This is a genomic window from Natronorubrum texcoconense, from assembly GCF_900100335.1.
Classification (GTDB): domain Archaea; phylum Halobacteriota; class Halobacteria; order Halobacteriales; family Natrialbaceae; genus Natronorubrum; species Natronorubrum texcoconense.
This window is the reverse complement of record NZ_FNFE01000007.1, coordinates 188,280-211,948: the sequence shown is the minus strand read 5'-3', so window position 1 is coordinate 211,948 and position 23,669 is coordinate 188,280. Positions and strand designations below refer to the sequence as shown.

Below are 23,669 nucleotides of genomic sequence, written 5' to 3'. Positions count from 1 at the left end.
GTCGCTTAGGCCCCGCTCGAGGGGCGAACTGTCGCCGACTGTGTCTCCGTTTCGTCACCGCGCTGTTCGACGACCACGTACTGCACCTCGACGACAAGCGACTCGTCGCCGTGTGGTTCGATCGCCTCGTAGAGCCGATCGGCGAGCCCCGACTCGGGTCCCGGCTCCTCGCTGCCGACGGTGACGACGATTCGATCGACCGACTGGATCGGGTAGTCGCCGTCGAGTTCGACCGTGACGTCTTCGTTCTGGAGGTGCTCGTACTCGGACTCCGCGAGCACCGCGTCGACCTCGTCCTCGGCCGACGACTCGAGTTGGGTCGTGTGGAAATCGAGCAGGGTGACGCCGGCCAGCGGCGCGGTGAGCACCAGGAGCCCGATTCCGAAAATCGTCGCGTACGTGTACGTCGGCGTTCGGCTCGGCGACACTTCGAACAACCCCTGCGGACGATAGCCGGCGACCCACAGCGTCGCCAGCGCGGCGAGATTGATCGAGAGCAGGTTGACGATCACGAGCACGGCGGCACCGATCGCCGCGCCGTACATCCCCCAGGCGACCGTGATCCCGACCGCGGCGGAGGGCGGGATCAACGCCGCGGCGATCATCACGCCGACGATGGCCTCCGAGAAGCCCCGCGTCAGACTCAGAATGCCGGCGATCCCGGCCCCCAGCGCGACCGCGAGCGAGAACAGGTTCGGCGAGACTCGCTCTCCCAGTTCCGTCGCGACGACGATGTCGACGCCCGCGGGCTCGAGGCCGGCGAACCGGGCGAGCACCGCGAGGACGATCGAGGCACCGACGACGATCGTCACGCCGACGAACTGGTAGGAGAAGCCGGTGGACTTGAGCCGGGCGTCGCCGGTGACGATCCCGACGTTGGCCGCGAGCGCGGGGCCGAGCAGCGGGGCGATGACCATCGCGCCGATGACGACCGCCGGCGAGTCGGCCAACAGCCCCGCGGTGGCGACGACGGCGCTGATGAGCAGCATGACGGCGTAGATCGGAAATGGCGGCGTGAGTTCGTCGGCTTTGGTTCGGAGCACCTGTCTCGAGGTGCGAGCCCCCTTCCCGCCCTGGCTGTACTGGTCGCGAAGCGTCGAGAACTGTTCGGAGAGGACCGTTTCGGCATTGATCACGACGACGCTGGAGTCGTCGCTGATGCCGGCTCGCTTCAGTCGGTCGAGCACCGGCTCGACGGCCCGCGTCGGCAGCGGGAACCGGACGACTGCGGTGTATCCCCGGCCGCTGGTTTCGTCGCTGACGACGTAGTCGATCCCCTCCTCCTCTAAGATGTCGAGGACGGCCCGACGTTTCCCCTCGGGGACCGTAATCTCGAGATAGCGCATACGGGCACCACACTCGAGCCGTGGATAATCCCGGGGGCGGCAGGAGACGGGTATGACGGGACGAGTAGCACGTGAACAGCGTCAGTCGTCGGCACCGACGATCCCGCAGGCGATGGCGTCGGGGTCACGGATCTCCTCGCCGTCGACCGCGTCCGGATCCAACAGGAGGATCGTGTCGTCGGGCATCTCGCCTTCGATCTGTACCGTCCGGCCCAGCACCTCCTCGAGTTCGTCCGCGTCGTCGATGTCGAACTCCCGCTCGAGCAGAAGTTCGGCGTTCGCTCGCGAGAGCACGAAGACGAGATCGGACGGGTCGGCGGCGTCGTTCTCGCCCGCCTCGAGTAACTCGGAGAGCGAGTCGGCGCTGACTTCGTCGAACGAGCGGATCGTCACGCGCGCGGTGTCGGAGCCGGGGGCGTCGCTGGACTGCGTGCGCAGACGCGCGGACAGTTCCTCGAAGTCGGTCGCGGCGTCGATCGGGGTGTCGTGGCTCGAGCCCATAGCTGGCGTCCGCCGTCGGCGTCCTTGATGGTACGGCCGGCCAGTTCCGGGAGGAAGCCGTGCGGCGGAGTGAGAGCCATCCGTGAGGCGAGCCTCGCTGTCAGCCGGTGCTCGCGGAGCGAGGCCGTTCGGCCAGCGCTCTACCTGCACGATTATCGTGTGTCACATCGTACCACGTCTATGGGTGAGACACTCGACGATATCGACTTTCTCGTCCGCTCCGACCACCGCGTCGGCGTACTCGAGACGCTGGCCGAACGCCCGTGTGATCGGAACGACCTGCGCGCCGCGACGGGGGCCTCTTCGCCGACGATGGGACGAATCCTTACTGATTTTCAGGATCGCCGCTGGATCGAACGGGACGGACGAACGTACCGGCTGACCGAGTTGGGCGCGTTCGTCGCCGATCGATTCGGAACGTTCGTCGACGCGATGGCGCTCGAGCGACAACTTCGCGACGTCTGGCCGTGGCTGCCACACGAGACCGACGGGTTCAGCGTCGACCTGTTCACCGACGCGGTCGTCTCCGTTCCGGGTCCCGGGTATCCCTATCAGCCCGTCGAACGTCTCACGGACCTCTTCGCGGAGACGACGACGATGTACGGGTTCGGGATGGCGATACTCAAGTCCAGTAATTTGGACGCGTTCTTCGAGCGCGCCCTGGACGATCTGGTGTGTGAATACATCTATCCGCCCGGCGTCTTCGAGGAACTCCTGGCGTGGGACAAAGAAACCGTCATTGAGGCGACCACGCGATCCAACTACACCGTCTTGTTGCACGACGACCTGCCGATAGACGAACGGTGTGGAATCTGCCTCTTCGACGACCGGGTCAGCATCTGTTGTTACGAGTACGAGACCGGAACGCTCCGATCGCTCGTCGATACGGGGAGCGACGAGATGCACGACTGGGCGACGTCGTACTACGAGCAGTTTCGGGCGGAAGCCAGTCCGCTCGAGGCGGCGGACGATCTCCTCTCGGTCGAATCGTTCCCGTGAGCGGTGCCCGAATCGAACCCTCGCTCTGCCGGCCGCTGCGTTCACGTCGTGAAATATTTCACTAGACAGATACACATTCGCCCGTCGCGTACTCGTTTTCGTGGTGAACTGACATGAGTGATCAGGAACGCCAATCCGCCGGCTGGCAGCTCGAACAATCCGCTTCCGAAGCCTACGAACGGTACTTGGTCCCACCGCTGTTTGCCCCGTGGGCCGAACGACTCCTCGATGCCGCCGATCCGCAAGCGGGGGATCGTCTCCTGGACGTCGCGTGCGGGACCGGCATCGTGGCGCGCAGCGCCGCCTCCCGGGTGGGTGAACACGGAGCCGTCGTGGGCCTCGACACCAACGAGGGAATGCTCGCGGTGGCGGCTGAGACGACCGACGACGACCGCCGACCTACGATCGAGTGGCGACGTGGGGACGCGACCGACCTCCCGTTTCCCGAGGGACGATTCGACGTCGTCTGCTGCCAACAGGCCCTCCAGTTCGTCGACGAGCCGTCCACTGCACTCGAGGAGATGCACCGCGTCCTCGCGCCGGGCGGGCGCGTGGCGCTCAGCGTCTGGCGACCGTTGGAGCACCAGCCCGGCTACGTCGTCGCGGCCGACGCGCTGGAGCGCCATATCGGAGACGAGGCCGGGACGATGATGCGCTCACCGTTCCCCGCGTGGGACGGGGAGTTCCTCCGAACGCTCGCCAGCGAGGCGGGGTTCGACGACGTATCGATCACCATCGAGATCGGTACGATGCGCTATCCCTCGATCGAGGAATTCGTCCGTCGAGAGGCCGCAAGCTCACCCCTGGCCGAGCCGATCGCAGCCGCCGAGGGGACGGTTCGAGACGAGCTGATTCGAGCGGTCGAAGACGGCCTCGACGGGTACACCGACGACGACGGAGTCGTCTTCCCGATGGAATCGTACCGCCTCACCGCGCGCGGATAGCAACGGCGGGCGGTCGTCAATGCTCGTTGAAAAGGAAACTCACCTGCCCTTCGAAGATTCCCGATCGGGCCGGAAAGCTACGGATCACTCGAGCCGCGACTGGAGAACCACTCGTCCATCCAGCCCGTAAACTCCATGTGCTCGTGCATGCGCCACTGAACGAGCGCCATGGGCAGCGGGACGAACGTTAGCGCGGTAAAGATCCAGATCGTGGTCAGTCCTCTCGTGAGGATCCAGGCCAGACAGACGAGTCCGACGACGCTTTCGAGGGCCGACATCGCGATCCAGGCCCGCCAGAGCCGGTTCGCCCTGGCCCGCTGTTCCGCCGTGTAGATCCGATAGCCGTTGGCGACGGCGAGCGGCCCGCCGACCAGAAAGACGACCGAGAGGACGATCGTCACCGTTTCGATCATACGACCCCCTCGAGCGGACGTATCAAAAATCCATCTACACTCCCAGGACAGACTACTGATAGTCGCGCAATCGACCCGATCGATCCGAGCCCTCAACGAACGGCAGCGAAGAACCGTCGCAGGCACTTCCTCACTGGCGACGAAACCGTCAGCTCGGCGCTCTCGAGTCCATAGCGATCGTTCGAGTAGCACCAGTGAGGAGGCTACGGGTGTTGGGTACCGGCGACGGACTCGAGGCCGTCAGGCGCGTTCGGTTTCGGTTCGTTGCCCGTCATCCGACTCCGCGGCTCGTCGTGCGAGCGACCCTCGCTTGGACAGATAGTAAGCGAAGACGAGAAACCCGGCCGCCGGTAGTATGATCCCCAGATCGTACTGTTCGGGGTTCTCGAGTCCGAGTCGCCTCGCATCGATGTAGACGAGAACGGCCATCGGGATCTGGATGGCGAAGAGACCGACCAGGAGGACGAGAATCAGATCTGACATACCCGGTCGTTTGCTGTCAATCGTCGTAATTATGTCGGAGACTGTGAGTATGAGACGGCGCGCGTCGTTGCGTCGTTCGACTGCTGGATGCCGAACGCGGGCGTTACTGATACGTTGGCAACCGATCGGACGAGTCCGATCCCTCGACGAACGGCAACTCGGTGACGGTCGCGGGCACTTCCTCGCCGCCGACGCGAACCGTCAGTTCGTCGCTCTCGAGTCCGTAGTCGACGAAGGCAAGCGCGATGACCTCCTCGAGCAGCGGGCTCTCGCCCGCACGAGTGACCTCGCCGACGGAGGCGTCGCCGTCGAAGACGGCCGCACCGGTGTCCGGAACTGCTTCACCCTCGAGCGTCAGCCCCACCAGCCGCCGGCTCGGCTGGCCGCGGTTCTCGACGCGGGAGACGACCTCCTGGCCGACGTAACAGCCCTTCTCGAAGTCGAGCGCGTTTCGCAGGCCGAGCACGTTCGGGAGCGTGCCCTCGAGTTCGGTTTCGAACAGCGGCGATCCGGCCTCGAGCGCGAGGCTCTCGAGCGTTCGGTGGCCGAAAGGCGCGGCGTTGAGCCCCTGATTTAGGAGCGTATCGTAGACGCCCGCGGCGTCGTCGGCCGCACAGATAACCTCGTAGCTCTCCTCGCCGGTGAGCGCGTCGGTTCGGATGACGGTCACGCCCTCGTCGCCCATCGTCCCGCGGACGAACGAGTAGCGTTCGTCTGGCGACGCCGCGCCGTTGAGGACGCTGGCGATCTTCTCGGTGGCGTGGGGTCCGTGGATCCCGAAGATGGCGTAGTCGTCGGTCGCGACGCGGATGTCGACGTCCTGGATGAACACCTTCTCGGACCAGTCCTCGGCCAGCGGTTCGGCCTCGGCGGGCGGCGTGAAGAGCAAGAGGCGCTCGCCCGCGTTGTAGACGTAGAGCTCGACGGCGATCCCGCCCTGCGGGTCCAGTACGAGCGCGTAACAGCCCTGGCCGTCCTCCGCCGGGACGCGGTTCGAGACGACGTTGTCGACGTACTCGAGGCGGTCGTCGCCCTCGACGACGACGACGCCGTAGGCCAGTTCGAGCAGGCCGACGCCGTTGCGGACCGCGCGGTGGGTCCGCTCGGGGCGGCCGAAGTGTTCGACGATCGTTCGGCCGTCGCGCTCGCCGAACGTCGCGCCGTGATCGGTATGAATAGACTCGATGACGCTCATGCCTACTCTCAGGAGCCTGTACCCCACAGGCGTTTCGATTCAGAAGGGGAGGCGGTCGCGAATCCAGTCGCCGATCGTCTGCGCGTCATCCTCGTCGGTCGGTGCATCGGGGACGACCCGGTCGTCTGGCTTGATGACGGTCTCGCTGGTTCCGGATTCGACGGTGATCAGGCCGTCCTCCTTGAGCGTCGACAGCGCGGTCTCGAGTTCGTCGATGTCGACCTCGACGGCGGCGCGGAGTTCGAAGACGGTCATCCCGTCGTCGGTACGATCGACGAGCGCGTCGAGTACCGCCACCTCCGTCGACTCCCGGTCTCGGTACTCCCGCTTTGCTCTCATCCGTCTCCGTCTTCGACGACCGGGGATTTGACGTTTGTCGTTCGCTGAGCGGCGAGGGGCGATCGAGTCGGCCGTCGCCGAACGGGTATAACTCGTGTCTCGAGAGGCAGTACGTTTTTTATGCCGTGACTGGGTACGGTGGGACAATGGTCCTGCGATGTTCGCTGCTCGGTCACGACTACGGTGACACCGACGTCGAACGCGAGCGCGAAGAACGGGGCAGTGAGGTCGTCGTAACCGTCCAGGAGTACGAAGAGTGTGAGCGCTGTGGCGATCGAAACGTCATCAGCGAGAACACCGAGGTAACGAGCCTCTCCGCCGAGACGGCCGCCGACGCGCTTCCCGACGAGTACGAGCTCGAGTCCGATTCGACTGCACCGACCGACGGCGACGCCGTCGAAACACCACCCGACGCGGCCGCCGAGGCCGGCACCGAGGTCGAGTTCTCCGAAGGCGAGAACGACGCGGCGTTCATCGACGCCGACGACGGTGACGTCGATCCGGCCGCCGCGACTGCCGATGCACCCGAACCCGAGTCGGCGGCCGACGACGAGGAGGACGAGTTCGACGTTCCGACCGACGAGAACGGCGACCCCATCACCGACGACGGCGAAATCCTCGAGGACGACGAGTCGACGGTCGATCGCGACCGCGAACACGGCGAGTGGCCCGACTCGGAGGATGTCGGGCCGCCCGTCGGCGCGGAAAACGAACCGACCGAATGGCCGGACAGCGACGACGCGGAGGCGGACGACGCGAAGGCAGACGACGACGCGGTGCCATCCGCCGAGACCGACGACGACGCCGAACTCGTCGACGCGGACACCGAGGTCACCGACGACGCGATCGTCCTCGAGGACGACACCGACGCGACCGGCACCGGAGCCGAGTCACCCGCGGCGGCCGACGCGCGGTCGGTGACCACGTCGGCCCCGACCCCGTCGGACGCTCAGAACGCGGACGATGCGACGCCGCAGGCCGACGCCGGTGGCAGTTCCGGCTCCGGTATCGAGCGAGCGGCGACCGCGCCGACGCCCGGCCAGAGCGGCGGCACGGCTCGTGACGACGTCCCCTCCGAGTTCTACTGTCCGCGATGTGAGTACGTCGCGGGAAGCGATCGGAGCTCGCTCCGCGCCGGCGACATCTGCCCCGAGTGCCGGAAGGGCTACCTCGGCGAGCGCGAGCGGTAGCGCAGCCCGCACGGGCGACCGAGCGGTTGACTGGCGCTCACCGGAAGTGGTCGACTGCTGTCGTCCGCGACGACTGCAGAACTGGGGGCGTTACTCCCCGTCACCAGCCGCTGCACGCGCCGTCTGTCGAAGCGATGAGAGATCGGCTATGAAAAGAGGTAAACAGTCCGCCGTGTATTTCCGATTCATGAAGGAGTACAAGATGCGTCGCGGTGAGTATCTCGAGGAGCGAATCCCCGATATGGAGTCGACAGTCGTGGACTACTTCGGCCCCATCACCGACACGGAGGAGTACAAGGGAAGCGACCTCTTCGTGATCGGCGAACCCGACAATCCAGTCTTCGAAAAGGTCGTCGTCGGGACGATCGAGTACTCCGGCAAGAAGGACAAACTCGGCGTCGAGTTCTACGAGCGCGATCCGACCGAACTCGGCCCCGAGGAGTTAGAGGCCGCAGCCGACGCCGTCGACGCGAAGAACGACTTCCTGCTCGAGGCGACCGGCCGAGACGCCAAGTCCCGCCGCGACTCGATGAAACGATCCGTCGAGGACGATCCGGACCACGACGTCGACGCCTGATCGGCGAACCGCTGTCGCGCTTCTCGGACGAAACATCACGGCTAGCCCGTCGTCCGCGCTACCCGCGGGGGTCGATGTGACGCCGACACCCGACCGCTCAGTCGCGCTGGTCCCGTCGCTCGTGAACGGAGACCAATCCGCCGGAGCTACGGAAGACGAAATCGGCGACGTCGCCGACTTCGATCTCGTTGAAGTCCTCGCGGACGAGCGTCGTGCGCCGACAGTCGTCGCTCTCGTCCGTCTCGCACGCACGGATCCGGTACTCGACGGTTTCGAACTCATCTTCGAGTTCCGCAACGAGGACGTCTGAGAGGACGAGCGGGTCGTCCTCGCCGACCTCGTCGGCGAGGGTCTCGTGGATTTCGCCGTCGTAGAACGCCCCCTCGTCGGGATCGTATCGCCGCACGGCCGCGTCGATCGGATCGTCCGTCTCCGTCGGCTGGAGGCGCACGGATTTCCGAGCGATCTCGACGCGATCGGCGAGACCGAGCCGCGTCAGACAGCCCGCGAGGGCGATCGACGGGACGAGAGCGACGAACGCGCGTCGGTTCACACGGTAACTATCGTGGACCGGCCTCGAGAATGTTTTCCTCGAGACTCCGAAACGGCTAATACCGGACCGTGAAATCACCCGAACGATGGATATCGCTGCGTTCCTGCTCGCGACGCTGGTCGCTCACATCGGTTTCGCTATCTTCGTCGCCGGCCACGCCCACCTGACGGACACCGACGCCGGAAACTGGCCGTACATCACGCTCGCACTGGGGCTCGCGGGTCTCGCCGGCTACTTCTTCTACGACGAGTGAGCGGAATCGAACGGGCGGGCGGTCGATTCCAAAAGGAGCGACTGCGGGATCGGCCACACACCGTTGTTGATCTGTTTGACGCTACTCAGCCCTCGAGGCACGATCACGAGCGGACGAATAGTAGAACACAGATCTAAATCAACACGCTATGCCAATCATTCATCTGGACAATCATCATATTCTTGGATAATTACTGAGATATCATCTTCCGAAGTGTGCCTGGCCCAAGCACCAGCGTATACACATTCATAATCAGATAATACGGCCGATTCCCAAACGCCATCTATCCAAACCCGGATGGTTAGTTCCTCACTGATGTCTACCGGCAAATCCTCATCTATCACTAGCGTAGTTGATCTATCTGTGTCGGTGCCTTCGAGCTCGTAAAAATCCCAGAACACGACCTCGCTTTCCGTCTCGAGATATACTTGAAATCGGGCTGTGCCAGAACGCTGATTTATCAATTCAATAATTCCTACGGAAGTAGGTTGTGCTGAAGTATGCCAAAACCGTTGACATCCCGCAATACTCGGTATCATTCCGGCGGATGCTGAGGCTAACACGTAGCGGCGATTCATTACAAAATTATTCGGAAATGTAACTAAATATCTTCTGACTACAGTTCTGTTGGTGAATGCTGTAGATAACTCGAACAGAACCGACCACAAGGGTTGGTGCGTCTTCTTGGTTCTCTCCCGTGACAACAGCCGAACTAATCAGGCCAGGAAGACGTGTCGCGGCCGGTCGGCGAGGATGTCGCGACCGAACTCGACGGTTTCGCCGAAGGCGTCGCTGCGGAAGAACGCCATGGCGTCTTCGCGGGAGTCCCAGCGGCTGGCGATGAACATGTCGTTCTCGTTCTCGCGGTTGACCAGCAGGTCGGTCTTGCGATGGCCGTCCATGTCGGCGAGCAGGCCGGCGACGTCGCCGAAGGTCCCGACGAAGTCCTCGCGGTGGTCGGGCTCGACGGTGTAGAACATGCCCATCGTCCCCCACGAATCGCTGTCGTCGTCGCCAGCCTGCCGGACGATATCCGGCAGATCAGCGAGGAAGCCGGCGGCCGTGTTCGCGGCACGCTCGGTCTCCCAGAGGCTGACGATGGCGTTCTCGGCGTCGTCGCCTCGAGAGCCTGCGTCGCTCGGTTCGTAGACCGCCGTCTTCACGTGCGTATCGTAGTGGTCGAAGTTCGTCCGAAGCCCGTCGACCTCGTCGAACAACTCGTCGGCGTCGGCCTCGGAGTAGAGGACGACCGCGTGAACGTCCTCGCCGTGTGGCTGGCCCGCGTAGACGCCGATCTCCTCGAGTTCGCTGCGGACGTCCTCGCCGTCGGAGCCGGGTCGGCCGCCGCTCGAGTCGCCGTGTGCCCCACTGGAGTCGCCGTGATGGCCCCCGGAATCACTGCGGTGACCTCCAGCGTCTCCGTGATGACCGCCGGAGTCCGACTCTCCGTGATGGTGGCCGCCGTGACCGTCGCCACCCTCCTGTGGAACTCGGTCGCCCGCGAGGTACGCGCCGAGGTTCTCGGGCGGGAAGCGGCGGGCCGAGAGGAAGCGACCGAACTCGGCGAAGCGGGAACTCGAGGGATCGAAGCGCATTTCGTAGAGCAGTTCCTTCACGTCGGTCGGATCGTCGCCGAACAGGGTGATACCCCACTCGAAGTCGTCCAGTCCGAGGCTGCCGGAGATGATCTGGGTGACGCGGCCGGCGTACCCCTTGCCGATCTCGCCGTGGTTCGAGAGGTACTCCGCGCGCTCGTCGAACGGCAGTTCGTACCAGTTGTGGTCGGGACCGCGGCGCTTGCTCATCGGATAGAAGCTGAGGAACTCCGCGTCGGGAATCTCGGGTTTGAGCCGCGACTCGATGTAGCGGGCCATCCCGGCGTCCTCCATCTCGGCGTCGTCGTCGAAGTAGTCCTGGGACATGTAGCCCGAGACCTCCGTCACCGAGAGGTAGGAGTCCGCTCGCTCGGTGAACTCGGCGAGCGCCGTGTGCTCGAACTGACGCTCGAGGGCGTCGATATCGCCGAGCGTCGGTCGGAGGTGGAGCACGAGCAGGTCGGCCTTGTGGCCGAGGACGGCGAACGTCGCCGAGTCGCCCTCGTCGGCGTCGGAGACGTTCTCGGCGGCGGTGAGGTAGTCGATACCCTCGTCGATCGCCTGCGAGCGACGTCGTTCCGGCGCGTCGCGCCAGGCGTCCCAGTCGATCGACCGGAAATCGTGCAGGACGTACCAGCCCTCTTCGGTCTGTGGCGGCTGCCGTCGTTCCATGTGCCCGGGTTGGGTCGGCGACGCTAAGAAGGACCGGGTTTCGCGACGAGATCGATCGCGCCACTCGGAGCCGAGCCACCGACCGTCGAAATCGTCCGTCTCAGCCGCCGCTCGGCAGATTTGGATCCGACCGAAACCCTTTACGTACGGCGGTTTAAATCACGGGTTACATGCGGAAAAGTGGGCCGCCGAAAGGACTCATCGCCTATCTCGTTCTCGAACTTCTCGAGGAGAAACCGCGGTACGGCTACGAGATTTTGAAGGAGATTCGCGAGATCAGCGGCGGTCACTGGGAGCCCTCGTACGGCTCCGTCTACCCCATTCTCTACAAGTTCGAGGAGAAGGGGTGGACCGAGCGGATCGAACGCGAAGACGAACCGGACCGGAAGTACTTCGAACTCACGGAGGAGGGATACGCGGAACTCTTGGAGCGCCGCGAGAGCTCCACCGAGAAAGCTCGTGACTTCGCGGACGTCATTCTGGGCTTTTTTCACGTTTATGCGGCGTTCTCGACCGACGAACGGTTCGAAATACCCGAATCCAACGGCGAGTGGCGGTTCGACGAGACGTTCAGCGAGTGGATCGTCGAACAGGTCGTCCGCCACCACGAACACTACTTCGATACCGAGTTCGACCGAATCGAGGCGACGCCCGACGAGTTCTACGAGCGCCACGGCATCGACGAAGACGTCGAAGCGGCGACATCGGACGCGGACGACGAGGCGGACACGGACGAAGACGAAGACGACTAGCGTTCGACGAGGTTGAGTCGAACCGTTCTGTCGACAGTACAAAACGGAGACGGCGGACCGTCAGTTCGAACCGAAGCCGGCCGACCGATTCTAGAGGAGGAAGGGGAGGAACAGCATCGTGAGGAAGCTGACGAGCATCGTTAGCCCGACGGTCGTCGTCACCGTCCGTACGTGCCCACGAGTCGTCTCGACGGGGAGCCTCGAGACGACGGCCTCGGTGCTCGTCCGGAGAATGTGCCCGCCGTCGAGCGGGAACGCCGGAATGCAGTTGAAGAAGCCGAGTTGGACGTTGATCCAGCCGGTCCAGAACAGGATGTTCGCGAGGATGAACACGGTGCTATCCCCGAGCACCGCGAGCGATCCCTGCACCTCGTAGAAGTTCTCGACGCCGCCGGTGAAGCCGGCGAAGTTGAACGGCAGCAAGCCGACGACGCCGATGACCGGGAGCAGTATCGAAAGTCCGATCTTTCCGAAGAAGGAGTCGGCGACGCCGCCGTAGCTGCTGCCACCGTTACCCCCGAGAATGGACAGATACTCCTCGGCGGGATAGAGCTGGACGCCGATATCGCTCACTTCGAAGCCGGACGTGCCGGGAGTGGGGCTGACGCCGAGGAATCCGGAGTCGTCTCGTGGATGCTCGCCGAGGGTCACGTCGACCTCCTCGCGCTCGCCGTCGAGGTAGCCGACGACGGTCGCCTCGTCGCCCGATTCGGTCTCCGAGAGCAACGCGTCGAGATCGTCGTAGGAGTGCGTTCGCTCCCCCTCGAAGGAGGTGATGACGAACGTCTCGTCGGTCGGACCGAGCGCCTCCTCGAGCGGGCCGTCCTCGACGACGCCGACCGCGGCGCCGATCGGTACCTCGCGCTCGCTCCGGTCGCCGGCCTCGGTTTCGATCGTCAGCGTCACGACCTCGTCGTCGCCGACGGCCTCGAGGAACTCGCGCTCGGTGACGACCGTCTCGCCGTTTACCTCGACGATCGCGTCGCCGGCGTTGACGCCGGCGGGACCGTTCTCCATCGCGGCGGTCACGAGCAGTGACCGATCGACCGTGACGGTCCGTTCGCCGTCGAGTTCGAGTTCGACCTGTTGGCCGTCGTGGGCCTCGAGTCGGTCGGCGAGGTCGTCGTTCGTCTCGACCGCCTCGCCCTCGACGGCCGTGATGCGGTCGTTCGGTTCGACGCCGGCGTCGGCGGCGGGCGAGTTCGGTGCGACGCCGCCGACCGCGGCACCGGGGGCGACGGCGATGGCCCCCACGATCGGACCGAAGAGGAGGGCGAAGACGATGATCGTAACCGCGAAGTTGTTCGTGACGCCCGCCGCGAACATCCGCGTCTGGGCCCCTCTCGAGGCCTTTTTGCTGCTCTCCTGTTCGGGCTCGACGAACGCGCCGAAGGGGATGATCGCGAGCATAGCGACACCCATCGACTTGATGCCGATGTCCTCGACGCGACAGAGCAGGCCGTGGCCACCCTCGTGGACGACCAGTCCGACGAGGAGCCCGATGACGATGCCGGGCGTCGCCGAGAGCGGCAGGAAGTCGTTGACGCCGGGGAACGGTACGACGTTACGGGGCTGCTGGACGCCGCCGGTCGGCTGGGGCGACGTGATCGCGGAGATGGCGGCGAGCAGAAGCAGGACGAACATCGCCACCATCACGACGATGGCGATGCCGACGCCGAGGTTAGCCCAGGCTCGCCAGAACCGCTTCGGTTTCGACAGTCGGTCGAGGAACTCCCGGCCGCGTTTGGTGTGGAACGTGAGAATGGGTCCCTGCGCCCCGACGTACTCCGGCAGCAGATCCGCTCGTCGAAGGGCGATGATCCCGAACCAGTAGACGAGCAGGCCGGCGACGACCCACGTAAGCGTCTCCGAGCCGTAGAGTTCGGGAACCGAGACGACAGCAGGGAAACCGTGATCCATTGGTCCTACTTCGGGGAGGGGTTCTCAAAGGGCTTTTGTCTATTCGACCGACTCAACCGGGTCGGTCGGGCTCACCGTTCCCGGCGCAACCGAGCGACGACGAACTCGCGGTCGACCTTCGCGAGGAACGAGCCGAGCTTCGGCCCCTGTTCCTCGTCGAAAAAGAGCCGGTAGCCCGCGGTGAAGAAGTCGCCGACGTCGACGTCGTGGCGGCGCGCCGTCTCGTAGATCTCGCCCTGAATTTCGTCGGGTTCGTGACCCGCTTCGATGAAGTCGGCGAGCTCCTCGAGTGCGTCCTCCGTCGCCGCGTCGAACTCGTGGTCGGGGATCTCGCTGCGCTTGAGTTCGTAGTCGAACTCGTTTTCCGTGCGTCGCGCCCAGTTGCGGGCCTGCTCGACGCGCTCGAGGGCGCCCTCGACGGCCCAGTCGGGCGCATCGTCGGGGATGTGACCCTCGCGGCGGGCGATCTCCTCCCGGAGGTCGGGGTCGTCGGTCATACCGAGCACGGCGGCGAAGGTGTAAGGAAGCCGTACCCGCTCTACTCTGGGTTCCTCAACGACGAACGGGTAGACGCGCTTCGCGAAGGCCGTCTCGTCCTCGTCCGCATCGATCTCGTCGAAGTAGATCGCCTCGATGCGGTCGAACTCGTCGACCAGCTGGTCGAGCCGTTCGATGCTGAAATCCCGCGCCTTCGCGGGGTCCTTCGCGAAGAAGTACCGCAGCACTTCGGGCTCTAACAGTTCGAGCACGTCCGAGACGAGGATGACGTTCCCCTCCGAGGAGGAGAACGGCTCGCCCTCGAGGGTGAACCACTCGTAGACCATCGGAACGGGCGGCTCGATCTCGAGGACGTTTCGGGCGACGTCCTGTCCGCTGGGCCAGGACCCTTCGGCGTGGTCCTTCCCGAAGGGCTCGAAGTCGACGCCGAGGGTCTGCCACTGGGCGGGCCACTCGAAGCGCCAGGGCAGTTTGCCCTCGCGCAGCGTCGCGGTGCCCTCGTGGCCGCAGCCGTCGATGGTCCGGTCGCCGGCGTCCATGTCGGTACACGTGTAGTCCACGGTCGGCGGCTCGGCGTCCAGGTCGACGCTCGTGACGGTCTCGGTTACTTTCCCGCACTCCGCACAGATGGGGTTGAACGGGACGTAGTCCTCGTCGACCTTGTCCTGGTACTCGGCGAGGACGTCGCGTGCGCGTTCGCGATTCTCGAGCACGAATCGGGTCACGTCCTCGAAGTCGCCGTTCTCGTACAGTTCGGTGTTCGAGAGCAGTTCGATCGGCACGTCGACGGCGTCGGCGCTGTCCTGAATGATCGTCGAGAAGTGGTCGCCGTAGGAGTCACAGCAGCCGAAGGGGTCCGGGATGTCCGTGTACGGCGCGCCGAGGTTGCGTCCGAGCGCGCCCGCGTCGACGTCGCCGAGGTCGACGAGGTTCCCCTCGAGATCACAGAGGGTCCGGGGGAGCTTTCGCAGCGGGTCGCGGTCGTCTGCGGTAAAGACCTGCCGAACCTCGTGGCCGCGATCACGGAGCACTTCGGCGACGAAGTAGCCCCGCAGGAGTTCGTTGACGTTGCCGAGGTGGGGAACGCCCGACGGCGAGATACCGCCCTTGACGACGATCGGGTCATCGCCGGGACGGTCGGCCACGCGCTCTTCCACTCGATCCGCGACGACATCCGCCCAGAAGGCGTGTCGTTCCGCGTCCTCGCGCTGGAGGGTGTACGGACTCTCGTCGCTCATCGTTCGTCCTGCGCCCAGTAAGTCGGTTCTTCACCCGCACCCTCGGGGATGACGTCGGTGCCGTCGTGCTCGCCGTAGCGGACGGCACGCGAGATGCGGTCCGGATCGGTGCCGTCGAGGACGATCGTGCGCATGCCCGAGCGCTGGATGATCTTCGCCGCCAGCAGATCGACGGGTGCCGACGCGCCGGCGTTCATCTCGAGGCCGGCGATAACGTCGACGAGGTCCGCAGCGGAGAGCCGATCGTACTTCGTCGCCTCGGCGTTCTCGTTGGGGTCGTCGCTGTAGACGCCGGGGACGCTCGTCGCGTAGACGAGCAGATCGGCGTCGACGTACTCCGCGAGAGCGGCGCCGACGGCGTCGGTCGTCTGAGCCGGTGCGACACCGCCCATCACGGAGATACCGCCCCGCTGCAGCGCTTCGCCGGCCTCCTCGTAGTCTTTCGCCGGCGCCGTCACCGAGTCGCCGCCCAGCGCGGCGATCAGCAGGCGTGCGTTGAGTCGGGTGACGTCGATTCCCAACTGATCGAGCTCGATCTCGTTTGCCCCCAGGTCGCGAGCGGCGCCGATGTACTCGCGTGCGACGCCGCCGCCCCCGACGACGGCACCGACGCGACAGCCGTCCGCGACGAGGTCTTCGACGACGGCTGCGTGTTCGGCTACCCGATCCGTCCCGAGTTCGGGCACGAGCACGCTTCCGCCGATAGAGACGACCACTTTCATGCTATCCCGGTGTAACCGGGTTGCTATCTTAAGGGTTGCCAACTGAGAGGCAGCGCGCGTGTCTCACACGAACACGGGAGCGAATCCCGAAGCCAGAGCGGTGGTGAACCAGCGGTAGACGGCATCAACGCGATCACGACCGCGCCGACCCCTCGCGAGCTTCTCGGCGTCGACAGCTACAAAGTCCGAGGGCACCTCGGTTGGAACATGCACGTACTCGGCGTTTGCGACCACGGAACGGGCGACGACGCGCTCGAGCGCGTCGTCGACCGGCTCGTCGATCGACTCGAGCGGGAGGGGCGCGTCGGCGTCGTCAGATACGACGCGACGATCGCCGACGGGATGCAGGCCCACGACTCGCTGACCGTCGGCGGCGACGTCAGCTACGAACTCGGCGCGGACGGGGACTGGGCGGCCTCCGGAACCGGAATGACGATCGAAAGCGTCGTCGACCAGCTCGCGGTCGACTGCGACTACGCCGTCGTGGTCGGCGTCGACGGACTCCGACACCCCACCGTCGTCGTCGGCGCGGACGGCGAGGCGGCGGCTTCAGCGGACGAAAACGACGACCGCGTGATCGCAGCCGTCGAAGCGCCCGGGGACCTCGATTCGGACGCCGTGCTGGCCGCCCTCGAGGACTGTGATCCCCACGAAACCCTCGAGTCGCTCGTCGACCGCGTCAAACGCTCGCCGAAAGCGGAGCTATCCGGTGCGATCGCCACCTTCACCGGCCGCGTCCGGGCGAAAGACGACGCGGACGACGCGCGCACCCAGTACCTCGAGTTCGAGAAGTACGAGGGGATCGCCGAGGAGCGCATGGCCTCCCTCAAAACCGATCTCGAGTCCCGCGACGGCGTCCTCGAGGTCGAACTCTACCATCGGACCGGCGTCGTCGAGGACGGCGAGGATATCGTTTTCGTCGTGGTGCTAGCCGGACACCGCGGTGAGGCGTTTCGGACCGTCGAAGACGGAATCAACCGGTTGAAAGACGAAGTTCCCCTGTTCAAAAAAGAGGTGACGGTCGACGACGAGTTCTGGGTTCACGAGCGATCGTAACACTATTGGTTTCGTGAACCTTCCGTTCAAAATAGGTCAAGCCTCTCGAAAAAGGATATTCTAATCTCCGTGAGTGTTTCGCCGGCGATAATAGATTAGCGGCGGTTTTAAAACGTCTCGGACGATCTCGTCGCTCGAGAGAAGTTATCATTACCGAGAATAAAACGTCGATTACCCCCCAGATCGCTGAACACAAACGAAATGCCGCTAACCATCCTCCCTTTATAACATATTCCCCCCACAAGCAGTTGATGTCGATGAGCACGACAGCCCAACCCTCCACGGAAAGCAAAGAACGTCGCCTCACGAACTACCTGCGCAACCGCGCGGAAGACGGCGAGCTGTACTTCAAAGGCAAGTTCATCGCAGACGACGTCGGCATGTCCCCCAAAGAGATCGGCGCGTTGATGGTCAAACTCTCCGACTCGGTCAGCGATCTCGAGATCGAGAAGTGGTCCTACACGAGCGCGACCACCTGGCGCGTCGCCCCCGCCTGACGCAGATCGTGTCGATCGGCTGTTCCAGCCACGACGCGACGGATCTCCCCCGATCCCCGCTACACCCACCGCACCTACACCCTGCGTGTCAACGCGGTTCTCCCGCGATCCGGCACGTTCCCTGAAGTCCCCGCAGCACCCCTTTCGGGTCGGCCACCCCCTTCCGTCCGACCCGTTCGTTTCGAACCCTGTAGTGCAACCGATAGTAGACACTGAAAGTCAATGCACATCCGATCGCAGGAGGGAAGCGCGGTTCGGAGCGTACGCGGTTCGGAGCGTACGCGGTTCGGAGCGTACGCGGTTCGGAACGAACGAAGTGAGTGAGAACCGCGGGAAAGCGAGCGGGGAACGCAGTGACCCGCGAGCGAACGAAGTGAGCGAGAACCGCGGCAAAGCGAGGGGGAGCGACGACCCGCGAGCTATGCGATCGGTGTGTAAATCGTTTCAGTTGTTACTATCCCAGTCGGCGCCGCCGACGACAGGCGATTTATACGAGGAGACCTTGAACCATCGATGATGGACGACGTCGACTCGTCCGAGTTCGGGTCCGCGCGGACGAACGGCTCGTCGCTCGACGCCGGGCCGCCGCTCGAGCGCATCGAGTCCGTGTTTACGATCTACGAGATCCGAACCGAGGGCGATCAGCTGATCTACTACGGCGATCCGCGGGTACATCCCGAGGAGGCGATGCGCGAGCTGTGGCCCGCGTTCCGAAAGGCGGGCTACGATCCGCAGCTGACCACCCGGTACGGCGAGTACGTGCTCGTCGCCGAGCCGATCGACCTCGGCATCAACGGGATCCCATGGACGAACGTCCTATTGTTGCTGGCGACGGTCGTCTCGACGCTGTTCGTCGGCGCACTCTGGTGGTACCCCCAGCTCGATCCGTTGTCGGATCCGATGGTGATGCTCCAGGCGTGGCCCTTCTCGCTCGCGATTCTCGGGGTACTCGGCGTCCACGAACTGGGTCACTACGTGATGAGCCGCTACCACGAGGTCGACGCCTCGCTCCCGTACTTTATCCCCATCCCGACGATCATCGGGACGATGGGGGCGGTGATCAGGTTGAAGGGGCAGATGCCCGACCGGAAAGCGCTGTTCGACATCGGCGTCGCCGGGCCGCTCGCCGGACTGGTGGCGACGATCGCCGTCGCGATTATCGGGCTACATATGCCGCCCGTCACCGTTCCGGAGCCGCTCCTCGAGGAGGCCGACGGGAGCGGGTTCCGACTCGGAATCCCGCCGATGCTCGAGTTGCTCGCGTGGGCGGTCGACCAGCCGATGTACGCCGACGACCCGACTCGAAACGTCAACCCGGTCGTCATCGGCGCCTGGGTCGGCATGTTCGTCACCTTCCTCAACCTGATTCCGGTGGGTCAACTCGACGGCGGGCACATCCTCCGGGCGATGGCCGGAGAGTTCCACGCGCTCGTCAGCACGATCGTTCCGACTGCGCTGATCGCACTCGCCGGCTACCTCTACTTCGTCGGCGGCTACGGGTTCCAGTCGGTGTTCATCTGGATCCTGTGGGGGATCCTGACCGCGCTCTTCGCCTCGGCGGGGGCGGCCCGCCCGGTCACCGACGAGCGTCTCGGTACCGGCCGACTCCTCGTGGGAATTCTCACGTTCGGGCTCGGTGCGCTCTGTTTCATGCCCGTTCCCCTCGAGATCATCCCGTAACGAACCGTGACTCCGCTATCAGTGCGTGTAGCCGCGATCCTCGAGCGCTTCGCCGTCCATCGTGATTCCGTTCTCGCGCGCGGTGACGGACCCGATCACTGACAGATCGACCGCGAGCGCCGACTGTACGGTTTCAACTGCGTCCTCGGGTATCGTAACGACGAGTTCGAAGTCCTCGCCGAAGGTCGTCGCGCGCTCGAGCGCCTCGTCGTCGCTCGCGGCGACGGAGCGCAACGCGTCGTCGATCGGAATCGTCTCGGCGTCGATCTCGAATCCGCAGTCGCTGGCTTCGGCGAGCTGGTGTAGCGAGCGGGCGAGCCCGTCGCTCGAGTCCATCATCGCGGTCGCGTGGGGTGCGAGCGCTCGGCCGGCCGCGATTCGCGGCTCGAACCGGAACAGCTCGTTCGCGCGCTCGAGTACGTCCGGGTCGTCATGACGCGTGCCGCGTTCGAACAGCTCGAGTGCGGCGGCGCTGCGGCCCAGCGTCCCGGTGACGCAGACGACGTCGCCGGGAGTCGCACCGCTGCGGTAGACGGGGTCGTCAGTGCTGCCGATCGCGGTCGTCGTTGCGGTGAACTCCTCGTGGCCGTCGAGATCGCCGCCGACGTACTCGCCGCCGACGCGTTCGCAGACGTCGCTCGCGCCGCGTACGAACGCGAGCAGTTCCTCGGCGTCGAACTCGGGGGCCGCGTAGGCCGCGACGGCGGCGGTCGCCTCGGCACCCATCGCGGCGACGTCCGAGAGCGAGGCCCCGACGGCCCGCCAACCCGCCGTGTAGCGGGTCGTTCCGGCCGGGAAATCCGTCCGCTCGTGGAGCATATCCGTCGTGATCACGAGTCCGTCGACGACGGCAGCGTCGTCGCCCGCGGCCTCGAGTTCGCGTTCCAGCAGCGCCAGCGCGGCGCGTTCGTCCATATCTGGGCGTTTCGAGTCCAGCACGAAAAACGGTCCGGGCTGCGGCCGCGAGAGCGGAACCGACCTCGACGCTGGAGAGCGAGTCTCGAGTCGCCCCCGCGGAGTCCGTGAAACCCGTGTACACACTCCGCACGCACCGCGACACACCGGCAGAATACGATGGCCTTAAATGCCGCGGACGGAAACCACACGCCAATGGCTACGATGTACGACGTTCCGGCGGACGACCTCATCGAGGCGCTCGCCGACGATCTCGAGGAACGGCTCGACGAACCCGACTGGGGTAAGTTCGCAAAGAGCGGTGTCGATCGCGAACTCCCACCGGAACAGGAGACGTTCTGGGCGACCCGCGCCGCGAGCCTCCTGCGCAAGGTCTCCGACCGCGGTCCCGTCGGTGTCGAGCGACTCTCGACGGAGTACGGCGGCGGCAAGACCTCGAACCGCTACCAGGTCGCCCCGGACAAGCGCGCCGACGGCTCGAAGAACCTGATCCGCACCATCCTCCAGCAGTTAGAGGAAGAGGACCTCGTCGAGACCGCCGAGGGTGAGGGCCGACGCATCACGCCCGCGGGTCAGAGCCTGCTCGACGACACCGCTGGTACCGTCCTCGAAGAGCTCGACCGTCCGGAACTCGAGCGCTACGCGTAACGACGCGACGCGAGACCGGCTTTTCTCACCGAACGTCCCCTCGAGCACCGGCAGTCGTACATCTCGTCCGTAATCATTTTCCACCGTGGAACACAACAGTAGCCTATGAGTGGTTCACCCGACGAAGAGAAACTCGAGGAGCTCCGACAGAAGAAGATGGAGCAGCTACAGGAACAGGCCGAGGGCCAGCAAGGCCAGGGCGGTGCCTCGCAGGAAGCGGCCCAGCAGCAGGCCGAAGCCCAGAAGAAGGCGCTCCTGCGTCAGTACCTGACCGACGACGCCCGGAAACGGCTCAACACGGTCAAGATGAGCAAGCCCCAGTTCGGCGAGCAGGTCGAGCGACAGGTCGTCACGCTGGCCAAGAGCGGCCGCATTCAGGGCAAAATTGACGACGACAAGATGAAGAAGCTCCTCCAGGAGTTAAAGCCCGACTCGAAGAGCTTCGACATCACGCGTCGCTGATGGAGCTCGGGGTTCTCTACAGCGGCGGCAAGGACTCGACGCTCGCGGCGCTGCTCTTAGAGGAGTTCTACGACGTCACCCTCGTCACGGCCCACTTCGGCATCAGTGACGACTGGACCCACGCCCGCGAGACGGCCGCAGCTCTCGACTTCGAGTTCGAACGCCTCGAACTCGATCCCGACATCGCCCGGGACGCCGCCGGGACGATCCGCGAGGATGGTTTCCCCCGCAACGGCATCCAGCAGGTCCACCTGCACGCCTTAGAGCGGCTGGCCGAGCGAGAGTACGACGCCATCGCGGACGGCACCCGGCGCGACGACCGCGTCCCCACGGTCTCGCGCGCACAGGCTCAGAGCCTCGAGGACCGCCACGACGTCGACTACATCGCCCCGCTGTCGGGCTTTGGCCGCACCGCCGTCGATCGATTGGTCGAGACGGAACTCGAGGTCGTCGTCGGGCCGAGCGAGGAGATCGACCGGGCGGACTACGAGGCGGAGCTACGGGCGATCATCGCCGACAAAGCCGGTCCCGGTGCCATCGCGGAGTGTTTTCCGGACCACACGCAGACGTACGTGACGGGCGTCCAGCAGGAGTAATACGCTGGTTCCGTGCTCCGTTCTGAGTCGCTCTCCTGTCGAGATGGAGACGAGCAACGGCGAACGCCGCGAGGGCGGCCGTGAGTGTGGACCTATGCATTCACGCGAAATCCTACAACAGTAATACATTTAACACTACACGACGCCCTCGAAATATGTGCACTGCGCGGGCGGAACCGAACGACAGCGAATTTCTAACCGGACGGGTCGCGACGACGGCACTCGCAGCCGGCTACCTGCTGGTTGGGATCGGGTTCTGGGTCGGCCTGGCAACGGGGTTGATTCGGCTGTTCGTCGCCGTTCTCGCCGGGACCGTCGTCCTCGTGCTCGTGTCGCTCTATATTGCCGTCAAGCGAGAGGGGTTGATCACTGCCGAAAACAAGCTGATCGGCGTCTTCGTCATACTCGGAATGGGGCTTCTGTTCGGACTCGACGAGTTCACCGCCCTCTCCGAGGGGATCATCTACGTGCTCGTCCTCGGCGTCGGCGCGCTCGTTCCCTTTCTCCTCTTGACGTACACCGAGTACGGGACGTCGACGTGATCGACGCCGACTGCCCTACCCAGTGAATTCGAACCGGGCCCCGCCCGATTCGCTCTCGGTCACCGTAATCGACCAGCCGTGGGCGTCGGCGATGGCGCGGACGATGGCCAGTCCCAGCCCCGAACCGTCCCTCGCGGTCGAGTATCCTTGTTCCAGAATTTTGTCGCGTTCGTCCTCAGGGATGCCGGGACCGTCGTCCTCGACGAAGAAGCCGCCGTCACAGGAACCGACGCGGACGTGAACGTCGTCCCGACCGTGGTCCAGCGAGTTGCGAAAAAGGTTCTCGAACAGCCGTTTCGTGCGCAGCGGGTCGACCTGCAGCGTCCGAGAGTCGACGACCTCGTAGGTCGCCTCGTCGGTCGCGGTGGCCGACCAGGCGTCGCTCGCGAGTTCGATCAGCGGGACCTCGTAGGTCTCCTCGACCTGCGTCCCGTTGCGGGCCACCGACAGCGAGGCGTCGATCAGTTCGTCCATCCGCCGGAGGGAGGCGTCGACCTCTTTCAGGTGGTCGGCGCTGCCGGTCCGAAACGCCGCGTCGAGGCGACCGCGCGCGACGCTGAGCGGGTTCCGAAGGTCGTGGCTCACCACGCTCGCGAACTCCTCGAGTCGGTCGCTCTGGCGTCGCGCCTCGCGGGTTGCCGCTCGCTGTTTGATGTCGAAAACGCCGGCGACGGTGCCGGCACCGACGCCCATCGTCCCGCCCATCAACAGTAAGTACAACGGCGCGTGAGCGCCGGTCCCCTCGAGGTAGGCGATGTAGAGGTGGAGCGACGTCACGACGACGGCGGCGAGAAAGCCGCCGAGCGCGTAGGCGAAAACGGTGAGTCGGTCGCGTATCGGGACGTCCATCGCCACCAGAAAGCGATCGGCGAGGACGACCGCCGTCGCGGTCACGAGCGGAAAGACGCTCTCGAGGAGCGCCTGGCTCGAGGCGCTCTCGCCGGCGATCCGAACGCCGATGGTGGCCGCGAGGACGAATCCGAGGAGCGACAGCGGTGAAACCGGAAGTTGGTCGCCGATCTCGGCGACCCAGTCGTCGTCCGCAGTGGGTTGCACAGGCCCACGGACCACCCAGAAAGATAT

Annotated in this window: 27 protein-coding genes; 13 read left to right on the top strand and 14 right to left on the bottom strand. The window is 64.9% G+C overall.

All coding sequences use genetic code 11. The annotated features are described in order from the left end of the window. Nucleotides 1–5: 5 nt before the first annotated feature. On the bottom strand, nucleotides 6–1,346 hold the full coding sequence (locus BLT08_RS19075; RefSeq protein WP_090311132.1) for a TIGR00341 family protein: 1,341 nt from the start codon (nucleotides 1,344–1,346) through the stop codon (nucleotides 6–8). Between the two features lie 81 nt (nucleotides 1,347–1,427). Continuing rightward, nucleotides 1,428–1,847: a hypothetical protein gene (locus BLT08_RS19070; protein WP_090311130.1), complete on the bottom strand. Its 420-nt coding sequence runs from the start codon at nucleotides 1,845–1,847 to the stop codon at nucleotides 1,428–1,430. Between the two features lie 180 nt (nucleotides 1,848–2,027). Between BLT08_RS19070 and BLT08_RS19065 the strand changes: the two genes are divergently transcribed. Continuing rightward, the gene (locus BLT08_RS19065; protein ID WP_090311128.1) at nucleotides 2,028–2,846 is read left to right on the top strand and encodes a helix-turn-helix transcriptional regulator; all 819 of its coding nucleotides are present in this window, start codon (nucleotides 2,028–2,030) and stop codon (nucleotides 2,844–2,846) included. Nucleotides 2,847–2,959: 113 nt separating this feature from the next. Continuing rightward, entirely contained in the window at nucleotides 2,960–3,790 is an 831-nt protein-coding gene (locus tag BLT08_RS19060; protein WP_090311126.1) for a class I SAM-dependent methyltransferase, read from the top strand. A 77-nt stretch (nucleotides 3,791–3,867) separates the two neighbouring features. Here BLT08_RS19060 and BLT08_RS19055 read toward each other — a convergent pair whose 3' ends face one another. The 4 genes from BLT08_RS19055 to BLT08_RS19040 all read right to left on the bottom strand — a co-directional run bounded on the left by BLT08_RS19055 (nucleotide 3,868) and on the right by BLT08_RS19040 (nucleotide 6,220). Continuing rightward, complete coding sequence (locus BLT08_RS19055; protein ID WP_090311123.1) at nucleotides 3,868–4,203, bottom strand: hypothetical protein; 336 nt, start codon at nucleotides 4,201–4,203, stop codon at nucleotides 3,868–3,870. A 240-nt stretch (nucleotides 4,204–4,443) separates the two neighbouring features. Beyond that, nucleotides 4,444–4,686 carry a hypothetical protein gene (locus BLT08_RS19050; RefSeq protein WP_090311121.1) on the bottom strand — a complete coding sequence of 81 codons (243 nt, stop codon included), beginning with the start codon at nucleotides 4,684–4,686 and terminating at the stop codon, nucleotides 4,444–4,446. A 103-nt stretch (nucleotides 4,687–4,789) separates the two neighbouring features. Beyond that, nucleotides 4,790–5,881 (bottom strand): CAF17-like 4Fe-4S cluster assembly/insertion protein YgfZ, encoded by a 1,092-nt coding sequence (gene ygfZ, locus BLT08_RS19045; RefSeq protein WP_090311118.1) that lies wholly within the window; start codon nucleotides 5,879–5,881, stop codon nucleotides 4,790–4,792. A gap of 39 nt (nucleotides 5,882–5,920) precedes the next feature. Further along, complete coding sequence (locus BLT08_RS19040) at nucleotides 5,921–6,220, bottom strand: DUF6432 family protein (RefSeq protein WP_090311116.1); 300 nt, start codon at nucleotides 6,218–6,220, stop codon at nucleotides 5,921–5,923. Nucleotides 6,221–6,366: 146 nt separating this feature from the next. Here BLT08_RS19040 and BLT08_RS19035 point away from each other — a divergent pair, with 146 nt between their 5' ends. Together BLT08_RS19035 and BLT08_RS19030 are read left to right on the top strand one after the other, a co-directional pair. Continuing rightward, nucleotides 6,367–7,410: a DUF7093 family protein gene (locus tag BLT08_RS19035; protein WP_090311115.1), complete on the top strand. Its 1,044-nt coding sequence runs from the start codon at nucleotides 6,367–6,369 to the stop codon at nucleotides 7,408–7,410. A gap of 187 nt (nucleotides 7,411–7,597) precedes the next feature. After that, entirely contained in the window at nucleotides 7,598–7,987 is a 390-nt protein-coding gene (locus tag BLT08_RS19030) for a DUF5611 family protein (RefSeq protein WP_090311113.1), read from the top strand. A gap of 97 nt (nucleotides 7,988–8,084) precedes the next feature. Here BLT08_RS19030 and BLT08_RS19025 read toward each other — a convergent pair whose 3' ends face one another. Then, nucleotides 8,085–8,540 (bottom strand): hypothetical protein, encoded by a 456-nt coding sequence (locus BLT08_RS19025; protein ID WP_090311112.1) that lies wholly within the window; start codon nucleotides 8,538–8,540, stop codon nucleotides 8,085–8,087. Between the two features lie 85 nt (nucleotides 8,541–8,625). Between BLT08_RS19025 and BLT08_RS23155 the strand changes: the two genes are divergently transcribed. After that, nucleotides 8,626–8,793 carry a hypothetical protein gene (locus tag BLT08_RS23155; protein WP_175529381.1) on the top strand — a complete coding sequence of 56 codons (168 nt, stop codon included), beginning with the start codon at nucleotides 8,626–8,628 and terminating at the stop codon, nucleotides 8,791–8,793. A gap of 155 nt (nucleotides 8,794–8,948) precedes the next feature. On the opposite strand, the gene BLT08_RS22710 is transcribed toward BLT08_RS23155, so the two are convergent. Together BLT08_RS22710 and BLT08_RS19020 are read right to left on the bottom strand one after the other, a co-directional pair. Continuing rightward, nucleotides 8,949–9,371, bottom strand: coding sequence for a hypothetical protein (locus BLT08_RS22710; protein ID WP_139171338.1), 423 nt, complete (start codon nucleotides 9,369–9,371; stop codon nucleotides 8,949–8,951). 138 nt (nucleotides 9,372–9,509) lie between these two features. Next, nucleotides 9,510–11,060 carry a heme-binding protein gene (locus BLT08_RS19020; RefSeq protein WP_090311111.1) on the bottom strand — a complete coding sequence of 517 codons (1,551 nt, stop codon included), beginning with the start codon at nucleotides 11,058–11,060 and terminating at the stop codon, nucleotides 9,510–9,512. A 170-nt stretch (nucleotides 11,061–11,230) separates the two neighbouring features. On the opposite strand from BLT08_RS19020, the gene BLT08_RS19015 reads away from it, so the two are divergent. Further along, nucleotides 11,231–11,812 carry a PadR family transcriptional regulator gene (locus BLT08_RS19015; RefSeq protein ID WP_090311109.1) on the top strand — a complete coding sequence of 194 codons (582 nt, stop codon included), beginning with the start codon at nucleotides 11,231–11,233 and terminating at the stop codon, nucleotides 11,810–11,812. Nucleotides 11,813–11,902: 90 nt separating this feature from the next. Here the strand turns inward: BLT08_RS19015 and BLT08_RS19010 are convergent, their stop codons facing one another. The 3 genes from BLT08_RS19010 to pyrH form a co-directional block, all read right to left on the bottom strand. Next, nucleotides 11,903–13,732 (bottom strand): site-2 protease family protein, encoded by a 1,830-nt coding sequence (locus tag BLT08_RS19010; protein WP_090311107.1) that lies wholly within the window; start codon nucleotides 13,730–13,732, stop codon nucleotides 11,903–11,905. Between the two features lie 71 nt (nucleotides 13,733–13,803). Then, nucleotides 13,804–15,468, bottom strand: a complete 1,665-nt coding sequence (gene lysS / locus BLT08_RS19005; protein ID WP_090311105.1) for a lysine--tRNA ligase — start codon at nucleotides 15,466–15,468, stop codon at nucleotides 13,804–13,806. Further along, a complete protein-coding gene (pyrH, locus tag BLT08_RS19000) occupies nucleotides 15,465–16,190 on the bottom strand; it encodes a UMP kinase (RefSeq protein WP_090311103.1) in 726 nt (241 codons plus the stop codon). The genes lysS and pyrH overlap by 4 nt, the downstream gene beginning before the upstream one ends. A 207-nt stretch (nucleotides 16,191–16,397) precedes the next feature. Here pyrH and BLT08_RS18995 point away from each other — a divergent pair, with 207 nt between their 5' ends. The 3 genes from BLT08_RS18995 to BLT08_RS18985 all read left to right on the top strand — a co-directional run bounded on the left by BLT08_RS18995 (nucleotide 16,398) and on the right by BLT08_RS18985 (nucleotide 19,423). Next, entirely contained in the window at nucleotides 16,398–17,246 is an 849-nt protein-coding gene (locus BLT08_RS18995) for a molybdopterin synthase (protein ID WP_090311101.1), read from the top strand. Nucleotides 17,247–17,497: 251 nt separating this feature from the next. Next, on the top strand, nucleotides 17,498–17,743 hold the full coding sequence (locus BLT08_RS18990) for a DUF7123 family protein (RefSeq protein ID WP_006089550.1): 246 nt from the start codon (nucleotides 17,498–17,500) through the stop codon (nucleotides 17,741–17,743). Nucleotides 17,744–18,259: 516 nt separating this feature from the next. Further along, nucleotides 18,260–19,423 carry a site-2 protease family protein gene (locus BLT08_RS18985; protein WP_090311365.1) on the top strand — a complete coding sequence of 388 codons (1,164 nt, stop codon included), beginning with the start codon at nucleotides 18,260–18,262 and terminating at the stop codon, nucleotides 19,421–19,423. Nucleotides 19,424–19,441: 18 nt separating this feature from the next. Here the strand turns inward: BLT08_RS18985 and thiL are convergent, their stop codons facing one another. Beyond that, on the bottom strand, nucleotides 19,442–20,338 hold the full coding sequence (gene thiL / locus BLT08_RS18980) for a thiamine-phosphate kinase (protein ID WP_090311097.1): 897 nt from the start codon (nucleotides 20,336–20,338) through the stop codon (nucleotides 19,442–19,444). A 195-nt stretch (nucleotides 20,339–20,533) separates the two neighbouring features. Between thiL and BLT08_RS18975 the strand changes: the two genes are divergently transcribed. The 4 genes from BLT08_RS18975 to BLT08_RS18960 all read left to right on the top strand — a co-directional run bounded on the left by BLT08_RS18975 (nucleotide 20,534) and on the right by BLT08_RS18960 (nucleotide 22,586). Further along, nucleotides 20,534–20,986, top strand: a complete 453-nt coding sequence (locus tag BLT08_RS18975; protein WP_090311095.1) for a 30S ribosomal protein S19e — start codon at nucleotides 20,534–20,536, stop codon at nucleotides 20,984–20,986. A 105-nt stretch (nucleotides 20,987–21,091) separates the two neighbouring features. Further along, nucleotides 21,092–21,448 (top strand): DNA-binding protein, encoded by a 357-nt coding sequence (locus BLT08_RS18970; RefSeq protein ID WP_090311093.1) that lies wholly within the window; start codon nucleotides 21,092–21,094, stop codon nucleotides 21,446–21,448. Further along, entirely contained in the window at nucleotides 21,448–22,044 is a 597-nt protein-coding gene (locus tag BLT08_RS18965) for a DUF7411 family protein (protein WP_090311091.1), read from the top strand. Before BLT08_RS18970 ends, BLT08_RS18965 begins: the two co-directional genes overlap by 1 nt. 155 nt (nucleotides 22,045–22,199) lie before the next feature. Then, complete coding sequence (locus tag BLT08_RS18960) at nucleotides 22,200–22,586, top strand: DUF7987 family protein (RefSeq protein WP_090311089.1); 387 nt, start codon at nucleotides 22,200–22,202, stop codon at nucleotides 22,584–22,586. A 15-nt stretch (nucleotides 22,587–22,601) separates the two neighbouring features. Here BLT08_RS18960 and BLT08_RS18955 read toward each other — a convergent pair whose 3' ends face one another. Next, nucleotides 22,602–23,642 carry a sensor histidine kinase gene (locus tag BLT08_RS18955; protein ID WP_090311088.1) on the bottom strand — a complete coding sequence of 347 codons (1,041 nt, stop codon included), beginning with the start codon at nucleotides 23,640–23,642 and terminating at the stop codon, nucleotides 22,602–22,604. Nucleotides 23,643–23,669 lie beyond the last annotated feature (27 nt).

What these genes read in the sequence shown, in the direction of transcription:
- BLT08_RS18970 (WP_090311093.1), top strand. Translation starts at nt 21,092, where the DNA reads ATGAGTGGTTCACCCGACGAAGAGAAACTCGAGGAGCTCCGACAGAAG.
- BLT08_RS18960 (WP_090311089.1), top strand. Translation starts at nt 22,200, where the DNA reads ATGTGCACTGCGCGGGCGGAACCGAACGACAGCGAATTTCTAACCGGA.
- BLT08_RS19055 (WP_090311123.1), bottom strand. Translation starts at nt 4,203, where the DNA reads ATGATCGAAACGGTGACGATCGTCCTCTCGGTCGTCTTTCTGGTCGGC.
- thiL (WP_090311097.1), bottom strand. Translation starts at nt 20,338, where the DNA reads ATGGACGAACGCGCCGCGCTGGCGCTGCTGGAACGCGAACTCGAGGCC.
- BLT08_RS19050 (WP_090311121.1), bottom strand. Translation starts at nt 4,686, where the DNA reads ATGTCAGATCTGATTCTCGTCCTCCTGGTCGGTCTCTTCGCCATCCAG.
- BLT08_RS19015 (WP_090311109.1), top strand. Translation starts at nt 11,231, where the DNA reads ATGCGGAAAAGTGGGCCGCCGAAAGGACTCATCGCCTATCTCGTTCTC.
- BLT08_RS19075 (WP_090311132.1), bottom strand. Translation starts at nt 1,346, where the DNA reads ATGCGCTATCTCGAGATTACGGTCCCCGAGGGGAAACGTCGGGCCGTC.
- pyrH (WP_090311103.1), bottom strand. Translation starts at nt 16,190, where the DNA reads ATGAAAGTGGTCGTCTCTATCGGCGGAAGCGTGCTCGTGCCCGAACTC.
- BLT08_RS19040 (WP_090311116.1), bottom strand. Translation starts at nt 6,220, where the DNA reads ATGAGAGCAAAGCGGGAGTACCGAGACCGGGAGTCGACGGAGGTGGCG.
- lysS (WP_090311105.1), bottom strand. Translation starts at nt 15,468, where the DNA reads ATGAGCGACGAGAGTCCGTACACCCTCCAGCGCGAGGACGCGGAACGA.
- BLT08_RS19060 (WP_090311126.1), top strand. Translation starts at nt 2,960, where the DNA reads ATGAGTGATCAGGAACGCCAATCCGCCGGCTGGCAGCTCGAACAATCC.
- BLT08_RS19035 (WP_090311115.1), top strand. Translation starts at nt 6,367, where the DNA reads ATGGTCCTGCGATGTTCGCTGCTCGGTCACGACTACGGTGACACCGAC.
- BLT08_RS18990 (WP_006089550.1), top strand. Translation starts at nt 17,498, where the DNA reads ATGTCGATGAGCACGACAGCCCAACCCTCCACGGAAAGCAAAGAACGT.
- ygfZ (WP_090311118.1), bottom strand. Translation starts at nt 5,881, where the DNA reads ATGAGCGTCATCGAGTCTATTCATACCGATCACGGCGCGACGTTCGGC.
- BLT08_RS18975 (WP_090311095.1), top strand. Translation starts at nt 20,534, where the DNA reads ATGGCTACGATGTACGACGTTCCGGCGGACGACCTCATCGAGGCGCTC.
- BLT08_RS18995 (WP_090311101.1), top strand. Translation starts at nt 16,398, where the DNA reads ATGCACGTACTCGGCGTTTGCGACCACGGAACGGGCGACGACGCGCTC.
- BLT08_RS19030 (WP_090311113.1), top strand. Translation starts at nt 7,598, where the DNA reads ATGAAGGAGTACAAGATGCGTCGCGGTGAGTATCTCGAGGAGCGAATC.
- BLT08_RS19070 (WP_090311130.1), bottom strand. Translation starts at nt 1,847, where the DNA reads ATGGGCTCGAGCCACGACACCCCGATCGACGCCGCGACCGACTTCGAG.
- BLT08_RS23155 (WP_175529381.1), top strand. Translation starts at nt 8,626, where the DNA reads ATGGATATCGCTGCGTTCCTGCTCGCGACGCTGGTCGCTCACATCGGT.
- BLT08_RS19065 (WP_090311128.1), top strand. Translation starts at nt 2,028, where the DNA reads ATGGGTGAGACACTCGACGATATCGACTTTCTCGTCCGCTCCGACCAC.
- BLT08_RS19010 (WP_090311107.1), bottom strand. Translation starts at nt 13,732, where the DNA reads ATGGATCACGGTTTCCCTGCTGTCGTCTCGGTTCCCGAACTCTACGGC.
- BLT08_RS22710 (WP_139171338.1), bottom strand. Translation starts at nt 9,371, where the DNA reads ATGAATCGCCGCTACGTGTTAGCCTCAGCATCCGCCGGAATGATACCG.
- BLT08_RS19020 (WP_090311111.1), bottom strand. Translation starts at nt 11,060, where the DNA reads ATGGAACGACGGCAGCCGCCACAGACCGAAGAGGGCTGGTACGTCCTG.
- BLT08_RS18965 (WP_090311091.1), top strand. Translation starts at nt 21,448, where the DNA reads ATGGAGCTCGGGGTTCTCTACAGCGGCGGCAAGGACTCGACGCTCGCG.
- BLT08_RS18985 (WP_090311365.1), top strand. Translation starts at nt 18,260, where the DNA reads ATGGACGACGTCGACTCGTCCGAGTTCGGGTCCGCGCGGACGAACGGC.